This window comes from Microvirga sp. (assembly GCF_014699075.1).
GTDB lineage: Bacteria > Pseudomonadota > Alphaproteobacteria > Rhizobiales > Beijerinckiaceae > Microvirga.
In genome coordinates, this window is the sequence record NZ_JACXAB010000025.1 from 22,575 (window position 1) to 36,242 (window position 13,668).

A 13,668-nucleotide genomic window follows, 5' to 3' on the forward strand; every position below is an offset into this window, starting at 1 on the left:
GATTACAGCCGAGATTACATTGAATGATGTGCGAGAAATCACAATAGAGAATACAGAATTTACATTAACTTAATAACATAACGACTGTGCTCAGGATGCATTGTTGACTGTCAGGGCATTTACAGTTGCTGAACTATACTACGGCGCAGTATGTTTCTATGAAGTTCTAAAAAGTGTATACATCAAGTATTTCCTTTAATTAGCCTTACGGCGTCCAAGTTTACGCCTCGGCGCAGGCGGCGGCAAAACTCTGTGGCACTTGCCCAAACCAAGAAATTCTGAATAGTCTCCCTGTAACAAAGCATTTCAGTCAATTCTGCGACAGCGTTCTTTGCTGCTGACATGACTTGAAGGATGAGCTTGCAATAAAGAGGGGGCATCCATGGCTACATTTAATATTTTAACGGCGCTTGGTCTTGCGCCAATCAACATATTTCCTGCCGCCGGCGTCACGCAGGGGTCGGCAACGGCGACAGCAAAATCCTACACCTTCACCGTTGATGGCCAGCCGCGCACCGTTACCGTGACCGGAACGAACGGCGGATCAGGCACCATCAAGGAGATTCAGACCGTCACATTGTACGATGCCAATGGAACGACCGTCCTTGCCGAGTTCGTCGGCATCGACAACGTAGCGCTCTCCGATTTCGAGCAGGCCTGGCTGGTCAACACCGCCACCCCGAACGATGTGTTCTCCCTGCTTCTCACGGGGAATTCCATTCTGAACGGAGGCGCCCGCGATGACAGGTTCGTCGGCGGCATGGGCGACGACACCATCAACGGCTACAGCGACTACATCAATTTCAGCACCTACGATTACGTTGATTACTCGCATCGCACGCAGGCCATCGTCGTGGATCTCGACAATGGCAGTGCAACAGATGCGGCCGGCAAGGTTACGATCGGGAGCGGCAACACGGTTGAGACCGACATTCTCAACGGCATCGCCGGCATCTATGCAACCGCTTTCAACGACAAGCTGACCGGCGACGCGCACGACAACGAGTTCTGGGCCGGCCTGGGCAGCGACACGATCGATGGCGGCGGTACGGTCAACGGAGGCGACTTGGATATGATCGCCTACAACGGTCCTGAGATCCGCACGAAGGGTATTGTCGCAACCTTCGACGTCAAAGGGTCCGGGGTTGTTTTCGGCGAAGCTGGGGAAATCGACTCCTTTACCGGCATCGAAGCTGTCTATGGAACGAGCTTCGGCGACTCGTTCAAGGGCGCCGAGGGCTTCCAGCGCTTCCGCGGTTTTGGGGGCAATGACACCTTCGATGGTGCCGCAGGCGACGATGAGGTTGATTACAGAAGCGATACACGCCAAGTCGACGGCGCTGCCGGCATAAGGGTCGATCTGTCGAACGTCCAGCAAGACGGCTCCGTTCTCGTGCAGGGCGTGAATGGCGATACTGACAAGCTGTTCAACATCGAGTTCATCCGGGGCAGCCGAAACAACGACACCATAAAAGGCTCCGGGGGGTCAATCGCCTGCGCGGTGATGCCGGCAACGATGCGATCGATGGCCAGGGCGGCGACGACACCCTGGATGGTGGCGACGGCAAGGACACCCTGAATGGCGGCGCCGGCAACGATACGATCTACGGCGGGGCCGGCACGGGCGGAGTCAGCAACACCAACGACCGGGCGGCTTACAACCTCGGCGAAATGACAGGCACGCTCGGCCTTGAGTATGTGTCGGATACAGAGGTCCGGATCAAGCTGACGAATGGCGGCATCAGTCAAGAAATCTTCAAAATTACCCTAACGTCTCCGACGCAATTTACCATCGAGGATCTGCGTGAGGGCTCGCCGCTCGGCACCGATACCGTCTCCAACATCGATGAGATCCTATTCTACTCATCGAGTGACAGCTTCAAGCTTCAAATCGGCGTTTCGGTCTATCAGAACGAGGATGGCTACAACATCGATGGCGGAGGCCGGGATGACGTCATCAACGCGAACCTGATCGCGGGCCTCAAGGGAACGGACGCCGTTTATATCTTCGCAGGCGGCGGCAATGATACGATCACCGGGCACAACGGCGACGATGGGCTGAATGCCGGCTTTGGCGACGACGTCATCAATGCGGGCGGAGGCGTCAACTACATCACGTCCGATGCCGGCAACGATACGATCAATGGTGGCGCCGGTTGGGGCGGCTCGATGAACTACATCCTGTCGGAGAGTACAGTCGGGACTCTGGGCATACAAGAGACCGAAACCAGCATCGTATTCACGTTGGACGATGGAGAGGTCGTTCACACGCTTGTCACCGCGGCGAAAAATGCGGATGGCTCCTGGACGGTCGACGCGACCGCAATCGGTTACGGGATTGACAGGCTGACCAACATCGAAGCCATTCATGTCTCGGTTGACGGTGACTTCCAAACGCCTGGCAAATTCATCGGAACGGCTTTCGGCATTCACGCCTTCGGGGATCCGGACACAGGTGGTTACAAGGTCAACGGAACCTTCGGCGATGACTTCATCCTGATTAACGAGGCCAATGTCTCGACGGGGATTGTCAACAAGGTGGTCTTGGCCTTTGGCGGTCACGGCAACGATCACATTGCCGGCCACAACGGGGAGAATGTTCACTTCGGCGGCGATGGCAATGACAGACTCGATGGCGCCAACGGCCATGACGTTCTCAACGGAGACAGCGGCAACGACACCCTTGATGGCGGCATCGGCAATGATACCCTCGACGGCGGCGAGGGCAACGACCTCCTGATCGGCGGCACCGGCCCCCTGACTGACGAAGATTATTTCCTTGGCAGCAAGGGCAACGACACGATCTTCGGTGGCAGCCTGACCGCCGGCGACAACCCGGATTTTAACTGGAACGAGGTCCGCTATTTCGACCGCGGATTCGTGGACATCGAGGTCCGGTTCGGCGACAACGGAGGATCGGGAACCGTTCAGAAGAGGGAGGGTGAAACTCTCTTCACCACCGATACCTTCTATGCGATCCAAGCGGTTCTGGGCACCCGCGAAGCCGACAAATTCTATGGCGGCAACACCTATGGCGTCCAGCGCTTCGTCGGTTATGAAGGGAATGACCTTTTCGACGGCACCAAGGGCGTCAATGAGGTCGATTACCGGGCGGAGGAAAGGGGCCTTGAGCAGGCAGATGAAATCGAGATAACCGCAGGAGTCACAGTCGATCTCGGATCGGAGGACACCGTCACGGTGACCGATCTCAGCGGCGACACAGATACCCTAACCCTGATCGAACGCGTCCGCGGAACGGAGAACGCCGATACCCTCCGTGGCAACGGGCTCGACAACCGCCTCCGCGGCGACAAGGGCGATTACATCCTCGACGGTCGTGATGGCCATGACCGCCTCGAAGGCGGGGATGGCAACGATACGATCACCGGCGGAGCGGGGAACGATATCATTCAGGACGGTGCCGGTAACGACTCGATCAATGGAGGCGTTGGAGATGACGTCATCGAAGGTGGCGGCGGTAACGACACCATCGACGGAGGAGCCGAGAACAACAACCCAGACGCCTTCAACGAAATCAACTATCGCAACACGACCTCCGCGCGCATTGTGGTCGATTTCTCCGACGATCAGGCGCTGGCCGGTGTGGTGACGGATGACGGCAACGGAGGCCAAGACACCTTCACGAACATCAATGCTGTTCACGGCTCCCGGTTCGGCGACACCTTCAAAGGCGGAATCGGCAACCATCGCTTCATCGGCCATGGCGGCAACGATACGTTTGAGGGCGGCTCCGGCAACACCGAAGTCGATTACCGCTCAGAGGCGAGAGCCGCCGGGCGAACGACGGGTCTGACCATCGATCTCGGCACCGGATCCGAAGCTGCCGTGCTGGATGCCACCGGTGGCGTCGACACGCTCATCAACATCAAGCGTATCCGCGGCTCCGACCACGCCGATATCATCTCCGGCAATTCACTGGACAATCGCCTCAGAGGCGATGGCGGCAACGACATCATCATGGGTCGGGCCGGAAATGATCGCATAGAAGGTGGCCTTGGTAACGACACCGTCGTTTATGGTGGCAGGCGCTCGGACTACCATGTCGATTTTGATAATGAAACCGGTGAAGTCACCATTGTGGATCAGCGGGCCAGCGGCGATGGCATCGACACTGTGCTTGAGGCCGAGTCCTTCAACTTCGGCGGCACCACCCTGAACCTTGCCCAGGTGCTCAACTACGGCTCCGGAATTGACTTGAGCAACGGCATAGTGGCCGAGAACAGCAAGACGGGCGACGATGTCGGCGTTCTGTCCGTGGCCAACCCGGATGCCACCAGCGCCTATACCAAGTACGTGCTGCTCAACGATGCCGGCGGGCGCTTCCAACTGGGGGCGGATGGCAGGACTGTGGAGGTCAAGAACGGCATTCTCCTCGATTACGAAACGGCCAGAACCCACGTGATCAAGGTTCAGGCCATCGATGAGAGATTGCAAAAGAGCCTCACCTTCGACCTCACCGTGGTTCTCAACGACGTCCTGAACGAAAACACCGTCGGCTCTACGGCAGGCGATACGCTCTCAGGTGGTGCCAGCACCGATACTCTCGCCGGTGGCGGCGGTAACAACGTCCTCAATGCCGGGGCCGGCAACGATAAGGTCGATGGTGGCATCGGCAATGACCGGATTCTCGGCGGTGCCGGCAAGGATCTGCTGAGCGGCGGCTCCGGCAAGGACGTGTTCGCATTCGCCAACAAGGATACGGGAGCGAGCAAGGCCACGGCCGACACCATCACGGACTTCTCCGGCCGGGGCGGGGACAAGATCGACCTGAAGCTGATCGATTCCGACATGAAGAAGAAGGGCGATCAAGCCTTCTCCTTCATCGGCAAGGACGCCTTCACCAAGGCCGGCCAGGTGCGCTACGAGAAGGCCGGCAAGGACACCTACGTCTACATCAACACCGACAGCGACAAGACGGCGGAAGGCGTGATCAAGGTGAAGGGCGCCCTGGACATGCAGAAGAGCTGGTTCGTGCTGTAACTGGCAGGGATCCAACCGCTTCATTGAGATGGAAAGCATTATGGGGAGCCAACGCTCCCCATAATGCTTCAAGCATGGTCATATTGCTTCGTCGGGAGCATGGCATGCCCGTGCTGCCCTCCCTATCAATGAAAATGGCCCGCTAGGCGGGCCGCCGGAAAGTGATGCAGCCTCAGCTTCGCTGGGTCATGTGGTCCTTGTGTAAGGCCGAGGCCTTCTTGCGCTTGATGGCCTTCTTCCAGGATTATCTCATGCGCGCTTTGCGGGCCGAGGCATTCTCCTATGGCTTGGTGCGGTCACGTGTTCTGCGGTGTATCGGGCTCAGTTCTCTCAAGACCTTTCCGCTGATCGTTCTCGGTCAGGCGCCGGCTGCCGGCGGAGCGATCATCCTGCGCGGCGTGATCCGGGCTGCTCTGGTCCGAATGCACGATGCTGGTGTTCACGCTCTGCTCGGCCAAGCCTTCGCGATCCTCGCCCTTGCCGGGCATCAGATCAGCCGCCGCTCTGGATATCGCGACGATGGGCGCCGGAGCCTGTGCCCTGCTGATCCTGGAGGGCATGCTCGCAGCGGTCCACATGGCTTGCGGCGCGCTGCTGCATTTCCTGCGTGTTGTGGCAGGGGTCGGTCACATCTTGCTGGCAGAACTGGCACTTCATGATGGCCTCCTTCAGGCACGAACAGGAGGCCAACGTGAGGGCGCTTTCAGGGTTCCGGGCTTGTTTGGAAACTTTCTATCCAGCAGTCCCAAACCTCAGCCGTAAAGATAGCGCGGCAGCCACAGGCCTAGCTCCGGGAAGATGTAGAACATTGCCATAGCGACGACGACCAGAAACAGGAACGGCATGACGCCTGCGAAGATGTCGTTGATGCTCACATGCGGCGGCGCGATGCCCTTCAGATAGAACGGCGCCATGGCAACCGGAGGCGATAGGAACGATGTCTGAATGTTGAGAGCGATCAGAATGCCGAAGAAGATCGGGTCGATGCCGAAATTGTCGAGGAGCGGCAGGAAGATCGGCACGAAGATCACAACGATCTCGGTCCATTCCAGCGGCCATCCCAGCACGAAGATGATCACCTGGGTGAGGATCAGGAACCAGAACGGGGAGAGGTTCAGGCCTGTGACGAAGTTCTCGATCGGCTGGTGCCCGCCAAGGAAGGCGAAGATCGACGAGAAGATGAAGGAGCCGACGAAGAGCCAGCACACCATGGCCGAGGTGCGGGCCGTGAGGATCACCGATTCCTTCAGCTTGCCGAACGACAAGGAGCGATAAGCGGCCGCCAAGAGCAGGCTGCCCAGCGCCCCGACGGCTGCAGCTTCCGTTGGCGTCGCGATGCCGAAGAAGATCGCGCCGAGCACGGACAGGATGAGCAGCGCGAGCGGGAAGAACGACGTGGCCAGGGACCAGATGACTTTCGCAAGAGGAACCCTGCGCTCTTCAATGGGAAGCTTGGGCGCGAGGCTCGGATTGATCATGCAGCGGATCAGCACATAGAGTATGTACAATCCAGCGAGCATCAGGCCCGGGAAGAGGGCGCCCGCATAGAGCTTCGGCACGGACACGCCGGCGGTGGCGCCATAGAGGATCAGCATCACGCTGGGCGGAATCAGAATGCCGAGACATCCGCCGGCGCAGACCACTCCCGAGGCAAGCCGTACGTCGTATCCGGCCCGCAGCATGGCCGGGAAGGCGAGAAGACCCATCAGCGTGACGACAGCGCCCACAATGCCGGTCGCCGTGGCGAACAACGCGCAGGTGACCAGCGTTGCGATGGCAAGCGAGCCGGGAAGGCCCCCGACCGCGATCTGGATCGAGTGGAACAGCCGGTCGAGGATATTCGCCCGCTCGATGATGTAGCCCATGAAGACGAAGAGCGGGATGGCGACGAGCGTGTCGTTCGTCATCACCGAGTAGGCGCGTTGCACCACGAGCGCGAACACGATGTCGCCCATGGCGAAGTAGCCGAAGCCGAAACCGAGCGCCATCAGCGTGAATGCGATGGGAAACCCGAACATGATGAAGACCACGAACAGGCCGAGCATCACCACGCCCAGTTCGGGATTTCCCAGCCCCCAGGATGCGAGCATCAGATGTTACCCTTTGTAAGGCCTTGTTGTTCGGCCTGTTCGAGAATGAGCTTCTCGGTTTCTTCGACGTCATGCAGGCGCTGCGGCCACTCGCCATCACGCAGGCATTGAATGCAGCGGATCACCTCGACGATGCCCTGGAAGGCCATGAGAATGCCCGCGAGAGGGATGAGCGCCTTGAAGGGATAGATCGGCGGCCCGTTCGGTGAGTTCATGGAATGCTCGTTCATCATCCATGACATCTGGGAGAACGGAATGCCGGCATAAACGAGGGCGAGGATGCCGGGGAAGAAGAACAGGAAATAGAGCGCGAGATCCATGCCGGCCTGACGGCGCGGATGCCAGTTGCGGTAGAGGAAGTCGCCTCTCACATGGTTGTTGCGCGCAAGGGTGTAGGGGCCCGCGATCATGAAGAGCAGGCCATAGAGCATGTAGCTCGCATCAAAGGCCCATTCCGTCGGGGCCCGCAGCACGTAGCGCGCGAACACCTCGTAGCAGACCGCGAAGGTGAGGGCGAGAATCGCCCAGGCGACGGCCTTGCCGATGAAGGTGTTGATGCGGTCGATGAAATAGACGAAGCGCATGGGCAAGGCCTTTCCAGAAGCCTGCGGGACATTACGAGGGCGGCATCATGCGTGCCGCCCTCGTCGTTCAAAAACGTCTAAGTTCAAAATGGGCCAGTCGGCCGTTCCTCAGGTGGTCTTGAAGAAGTGGTCGTAGGCCATGTCGCGTGAGGGCTCGTTCAGGCGCTCATAGGCATAAGTGCGCTGCACCCAGGCCTTCTGGCTGTCGATCACCTTCTTGAAGAACGGATCCTTCGAGAATTCCTCGATGACCTTGTTCCAGGCTTCGAGCTGAACCTTCAGCACCGAGTCAGGGGTCTTCTTCACCTGGACGCCGCGGCCGCGAATGGCCTCCAGATCCTTGGAATAGCGGTCGAGAGCCTTCCACGACATGTCGGCCGAGGCGGATTCCGCCGCATATTTGAGGACGGCTTTCAGCTCCGCCGGGAGCGCATCGTACTTGGCCTTGTTGAAGATGAGCTCGAAGGTCTCACCGGACTGGTGGTAGCTCTGGAGCATCAGGTTCTTCGACACGTCCGGGAAACCGAGCACGAGGTCGGAGGACGGGTTGTTGAACTCGGCGCCGTCAATGACGCCGCGCTCCAGCGCCGGCACGATCTCGCCGCCGGCCAGGATGGTGACGGCTGCGCCGAGCTGGCGGTTGAGGTCCGCGGCCAATCCCACGGTGCGGTACTTCAGGCCCTTGAACGCATCGGCCGAGGTGACCTCGCTCTTGAACCAGCCCAGCGGCTGGGCCGGCATGGGGCCTGACAGGAACCCGACTATGTTGAGCTTGAGGATCTGCTGCTGCAGCTCGTTGTAGAGGTCGTAGCCGCCGCCATAATTCATCCAGCCCAGGAAGGAATTGGCGTTCCAGCCGAAGGACGGGCCGGTGCCGAACAGGGCGAAGGCTTTGTTCTTGCCGTACCAATAGGCTGCCACGCCATGACCGCCGTCGAGAATGCCGGCGTGCACTGCATCCTGCAGCTGGAAGGCCGGAACCACCGCGCCGGAGGCGAGAACGTCGATCTTCAGACGCCCGCCGGACATATCGTTGATGCGCTTGGCGTAGTCGTTGCAGAACTCGTGGAAGATGTCACGGTTCGGCCAGGTGGATTGGAATTTCCAGGTAGCCGTCTGGGCTCTGGAGACCTGAGGGGCTGCGACCGTTGCTGCAGCTCCCAGGCCGGCGACTTGCAGGAACCGACGGCGAGACTGCTTGGATGCACTCGGAGTCTGAGACGCTGGTGTTTTGTCTTTTTTCACTGCTTCCTCCCTTCAACGTTATCATTGTGAGGGACCGCGTTTTCTTATGCTGGAACGCGTTCTTCCGCAGAGGATGGTGTGTCATTTCCCCTATGACTTCAAGGGGTCCGGGCGGGCATGCGGTATAGACCTCTGGCCTAGATGAGTTTGACTTCACCAGCCGATGTTCAGCACTCATCTTCTTCTACAAAGACCTTAGGAGAGCCGCCGCTCCATCGCTGGATCGGCTCGATGCCGAGCGGGCAACGCTCACGTGAGCCGGTTGTCCCGAGAAGGCTTCGGATCGGCATCACGCGCTTGTGATGGTCAGGCGTGGTCGAGGGCGCGGGCGAGATCCTCAAGCAGGTCGTCCTTGTGCTCCAGTCCCACCGACAGGCGAACCAGTCCATCCGTGATGCCCATCTCGGCACGCTGCTCGAGCGTGAAGCGCTGATGGGTTGTGGTGGCCGGATGGGTGACGAGGCTCTTGGCGTCGCCCAGGTTGTTGGAGATCCTGATCAGCCTGAGGGCATTCAGGAACCGGAACGCGCCGTCCTTGCCGCCTTTGACGTCGAGCGCAATCATGGTCGAAGCGCCGCTCATCTGGCGCCGGATCAGGTCAGCCTGAGGATGGTCCGGGCGGCCTGGGTAGGTGAGGCGCCGCAGCTTCGGATGATCGTGGAGCGCATCCGCAAGAGAGCCGGCGGTGGCCGTCTGCCTTTCGACGCGCAGGGGAAGCGTCTCGAGGCCTTTCAGAAGAACCCAGGCGTTGAAGGGCGAGATCGACGGTCCCGTCATGCGCAGGAACTGCTGCACCTTGGTCTCGATGAACGCGGTGGAGCCGAGGATCACCCCACCCAGACATCGGCCCTGGCCATCGATGTGCTTGGTGGCCGAGTACACGACACAGTCGGCGCCGAGCGCGAGCGGCTTCTGGAAAAGCGGCGTCGCGAACACATTGTCGACGGTGAGCGTCGCGCCGGCCGCATGGGCGATCTCGGCAACGGCCGCGATGTCGATGATCTCCAGGCTCGGATTGGTCGGCGTCTCCAGCAGGAAAGCCTTGGTCTCGGGCCTTACGGCGTCCCGCCACTGGCTTAAGCTCGCACCATCGACCAGAGTGCAGCCGACGCCGAACCGGGGCAGGAAATCCTCCACCACCCAGCGGCACGAACCGAACAGCGCGCGCGCCGCCACCACATGGTCGCCGGCCTGCACCTGCCCGACCATGGCGGCCGTGACAGCCGCCATGCCGCTTGCCGTCGCGCGGGCCGCTTCGGCGCCTTCGAGACCGGCAATGCGCTGCTCGAAGGCGTCGATGGTCGGGTTCGAGTAGCGGCTGTAGCTGTAGCCGGGCTCCTCGTTGAGGAAGCGCCGCTCGGCGCTCTCTGCGCTCTGGTAGACGAAGCCCTGCGTGAGGAACAACGCCTCCGATGTCTCTCCGAACGGCGTACGCTGATTGCCTTCGTGGACGAGGCGGGTTTCCAGGCGATAGGAGGGCTCTTTGGGCGTGGTCATCAAGCGATCCTACTGTTGTTCTTTATAAAGAACAACCGTCTTCTTTTGACGGAAAGTGTCTGACGCCGCTCGATCAGCTGACATTGCCGCGGAGAAATTCTTTGCGGGTCTCCTCGATGAGGCGCTTCACGCAAGGCTCAAGCGACGAGCGCCAATGCGGCAGCACCACGCCATGCACCTCTTTGAGCCTGGTGCAGTCGAGCCGGGAGTTGGCCGGCCGTTTGGCAGGAGTAGGATAGTCCGATGTCGCAATCGGCCTGACCTTCGCTGAAGGCCCTTCGAGATGAGCCGACAGGGTGAAGATTTCCGTGGCAAACTCCGCCCAGCTGGCGAAGCCTGCGCCTGCCATGTGAAACACACCGCGCAGGTTCTTGTCCTCAGGCTTCTCCAGCAGGTTGCGGGCGACCGCGATGATGCCGTCGGCGATGTCTAGGGCACTGGTGGGCGACCCGTGCTGGTCGGCCACCACACCGACTTCGTCGCGGTCGCCGGCGAGGCGCAGCATCGTCTTCACGAAGTTCTTGCCGAAGGGGCTGTAGACCCAGGCGGTGCGCAGGATCGCGTAGTTCTCGGCCTCGGCCGCCACAGCCTCCTCGCCCAAAAGCTTCGAGGCGCCATAGACGCCTAGAGGAGAGACAGGGTCATCCTCGCGATACGGATGATCGGCGGTGCCGTCGAACACGTAATCCGTGGAGATGTGGATCAGGGGCACGTTCATCGCCGCCGCTGCGCCGGCCACGACACCGGCGCCGATCCCGTTGATGGCCTCGGCCAGTTCCGGGGCGGACTCGGCCTGGTCGACGGCGGTGTAGGCCGCCGCATTCACGATGACGTCGCCCCCGGTCTCAACCAGCGCATCCTCGATGCCCGATGGATCGGCAAGGTCGAGCTTGGGACGACCCACGAGCACCGCCTGCGCCCCGTGAGCCCGCGCCCGCTCCGCCAGAGAGCGGGCGACCTGACCTTCCTTGCCGATGACGATGATACGCATGAAACTCGAACCCTCTTCGATGTGGAAGCAGCGTGATGACACACGCTGCCAAGCACATGTCAGTTGCCGATGGCAACACCTTCGCGGCGACTGTCCGCACCGCCGACGAGCCCCGCCGGGGTGACAACGATGGCATGGATGCCGGAGTTCTGGTCGATCAGCTTGACCTCGTGGCCCTTGGCCTCGAGCGCCGCCTTCCAGGCTTCCGCCTCGGTGCCGGCCTCGAGCTCCGTCGGTCCGTTGCGGCTGCCCATGTTGGGCAGATCGGCGGCGACCTGGGGATCGAGCTTCCAATCCAGGATGCCGACAAGCGTCTTGGCCACGTAGTTGGGAATGAGGCTTCCGCCCGGCGAGCCCACCACCGCATAGAGCTTGCCGCTTCCGTCGAGCACCATGGTCGGCGCCATGGACGAGCGCGGGCGCTTGCCGGCCTCGACGCGGTTGGCGATCGGCTTGCCCTCCTCCGTTGTGGCAAACGAGAAGTCCGTCAGCTCGTTGTTGAGCAGGAACCCGCTCTTCGTCATGATCCGTGCCCCGAACCCATCCTCGATGGTGGTGGTCATGGACACGGCATTGCCGTTGCGGTCGACGATGGAGATGTGGCTCGTGCCGTATTCGATACCCTCAGACGGTCCCCAGAGGAAGGTCTTCTGGAACGGCGGGTCGCCGGGCTTGGCCTTGCTCATGGACTTGTTTGGGTCAACGAGGGCGGCACGGCTTTTGATGTAGCCGGCATCGGTCAATCCCTTGACGGGAACGTTCACGAAGGCCGGATCGGCCAGGAAGAGAGCGCGGTCCGCATAAGCCAAGCGGCCGGCTTCCGCAAACCAATGCACCGCATCAGGCCCTGGCTTCACGGCAGCCATGTCCTGGGTTTCAAGGACGCCCATGATCTGCTGCACGGCGACTTGGCCGGAACTCGGCGGGCCCATGCCGCAGATCCTGTAGACGCGATAGCTGCCGCACAGGGCTTCACGCTCCTGCACCTTGTAGCCCTTGAGGTCGTCGAGGGTCATATCGCCGGGATTGGTCGGATGTCCCGTCACGGTCGCCACGATGTCCTGGGCGATCTCGCCGGTGTAGAAGGCCTCCGCTCCCTTCTCGGCGACGGTGCGCAGAGTCTTGGCAAAGGCCGGGTTCTTCAGCACGGTTCCGACCGCCTTGGGCTTGCCGTCGGGTTCATAGAAATAGGCGCGTGCCACCGGATCGTTCTGGAGGTATTTTTCCTGGGTCAGCAGGCCGTTGAGACGCGGCGAGATGGCAAACCCTTCCTCGGCCAAGCGCGCCGCCGGCTCGATCACCTGCTGCCAGCTCAGCTTGCCCCAGTTCTTATGAGCCATTTCGAGCAGGCGCAGCGTTCCCGGCACGCCGACGGAGCGGCCACCCACCACGGCATCGTAGAACTTCATCGGCTTGCCGTCGGGGCCGAGAAAGCGCTCGGGCTTGGCCGCCACGGGCGCCGTTTCGCGACCATCAAGAGTTGCCATGGTGCGGCCGTCCCAGAACACCATGAAGGCGCCGCCGCCGATGCCGGAACTCTGCGGTTCGACGAGATTGAGAACCAGCTGAACCGCGATGGCGGCATCGACCGCGCTGCCGCCCGCTGCCAGGATCTCGCGGCCGGCCTGCGCTGCCAGGGGATTGGCCGCGGCGACCATATCCTTCGTCGCAGTGCTGACCGACTTGGCCGTGCGACCGGTGGGAGCCTCAGGAGAAGGCGCGACCGCTTGAGCCAATGCCAGCGGCGCGAAGGGCAGGCTGGCCAGGAGACTGAGACCTATGAAGCTTCGGCGAAGGCTGCTCTGATTGGTCATGCGGCACGCTCCCTGTTTGTGAGGCTCATTCCGTCAGTTGGGTGAGCCTAACAAAGGATCATCCCTTTGCGCCACTTCCATTCGGCACCGAAAAAGAAGAAATTCTGCTGATGCTGCGCTGCAATATCACACTCCTGTCACTGTTGGCGGGCAGGATGTGATTCGTCGTGAGAAGAAAAGGAGCAGAACATGTACGCATATAATCTGTTCCAGAGTACGAAACTGGACGGCCTCGTCTGTGCTGTCCCGGAGGAGCGTACCGTTCCTCCCTTTGTCGTGGAGCCCAACTGGCGGTTCGAAGGGCGGGTGCAAAGTCAGGATGCCCCCTTGGGCTTCGATCGGAAGGCCGCCATGGAAGGCGTGCGTTTCAACGGATTTTATCTATTCGCCAGCTTCCAGAAGGACCGCGCGAGCCGGTAGGCTCGCGCACGCAACAGCAAGCTTGT

The 13,668-nt window shown here is 60.7% G+C and carries 11 protein-coding genes; 3 read left to right on the forward strand and 8 right to left on the reverse strand.

Annotation, left to right across the window (positions count from 1 at the left end; all coding sequences use genetic code 11):
- Positions 1–382: 382 nt before the first annotated feature.
- Positions 383–1,579: a hypothetical protein gene (locus tag IC232_RS22400; RefSeq protein ID WP_190847172.1), complete on the forward strand. Its 1,197-nt coding sequence runs from the start codon at positions 383–385 to the stop codon at positions 1,577–1,579.
- Positions 1,522–5,001: a hypothetical protein gene (locus IC232_RS22405; RefSeq protein WP_409564954.1), complete on the forward strand. Its 3,480-nt coding sequence runs from the start codon at positions 1,522–1,524 to the stop codon at positions 4,999–5,001. The genes IC232_RS22400 and IC232_RS22405 overlap by 58 nt, the downstream gene beginning before the upstream one ends.
- Before the next feature lie 296 nt (positions 5,002–5,297).
- Here IC232_RS22405 and IC232_RS22410 read toward each other — a convergent pair whose 3' ends face one another.
- From IC232_RS22410 to ggt, 8 genes are all read right to left on the reverse strand, one after another.
- Positions 5,298–5,489: a hypothetical protein gene (locus IC232_RS22410; protein WP_190847174.1), complete on the reverse strand. Its 192-nt coding sequence runs from the start codon at positions 5,487–5,489 to the stop codon at positions 5,298–5,300.
- 4 nt (positions 5,490–5,493) lie between these two features.
- Positions 5,494–5,658: a hypothetical protein gene (locus tag IC232_RS22415; RefSeq protein WP_190847175.1), complete on the reverse strand. Its 165-nt coding sequence runs from the start codon at positions 5,656–5,658 to the stop codon at positions 5,494–5,496.
- A 95-nt stretch (positions 5,659–5,753) separates the two neighbouring features.
- Positions 5,754–7,091 carry a TRAP transporter large permease subunit gene (locus tag IC232_RS22420; RefSeq protein WP_190847176.1) on the reverse strand — a complete coding sequence of 446 codons (1,338 nt, stop codon included), beginning with the start codon at positions 7,089–7,091 and terminating at the stop codon, positions 5,754–5,756.
- A complete protein-coding gene (locus IC232_RS22425; protein ID WP_190847177.1) occupies positions 7,091–7,675 on the reverse strand; it encodes a TRAP transporter small permease subunit in 585 nt (194 codons plus the stop codon). Before IC232_RS22425 ends, IC232_RS22420 begins: the two co-directional genes overlap by 1 nt.
- 108 nt (positions 7,676–7,783) lie before the next feature.
- Positions 7,784–8,920 (reverse strand): TRAP transporter substrate-binding protein, encoded by a 1,137-nt coding sequence (locus IC232_RS22430; RefSeq protein ID WP_190847178.1) that lies wholly within the window; start codon positions 8,918–8,920, stop codon positions 7,784–7,786.
- A gap of 306 nt (positions 8,921–9,226) precedes the next feature.
- Positions 9,227–10,417, reverse strand: coding sequence for an O-succinylhomoserine sulfhydrylase (locus IC232_RS22435; RefSeq protein WP_190847179.1), 1,191 nt, complete (start codon positions 10,415–10,417; stop codon positions 9,227–9,229).
- Positions 10,418–10,490: 73 nt separating this feature from the next.
- Positions 10,491–11,408: a dTDP-4-dehydrorhamnose reductase gene (gene rfbD, locus IC232_RS22440; RefSeq protein ID WP_190847180.1), complete on the reverse strand. Its 918-nt coding sequence runs from the start codon at positions 11,406–11,408 to the stop codon at positions 10,491–10,493.
- A gap of 59 nt (positions 11,409–11,467) precedes the next feature.
- Positions 11,468–13,222 (reverse strand): gamma-glutamyltransferase, encoded by a 1,755-nt coding sequence (gene ggt, locus IC232_RS22445; RefSeq protein WP_190847181.1) that lies wholly within the window; start codon positions 13,220–13,222, stop codon positions 11,468–11,470.
- Between the two features lie 189 nt (positions 13,223–13,411).
- Here ggt and IC232_RS22450 point away from each other — a divergent pair, with 189 nt between their 5' ends.
- Positions 13,412–13,642: a hypothetical protein gene (locus tag IC232_RS22450; protein WP_190847182.1), complete on the forward strand. Its 231-nt coding sequence runs from the start codon at positions 13,412–13,414 to the stop codon at positions 13,640–13,642.
- Positions 13,643–13,668 lie beyond the last annotated feature (26 nt).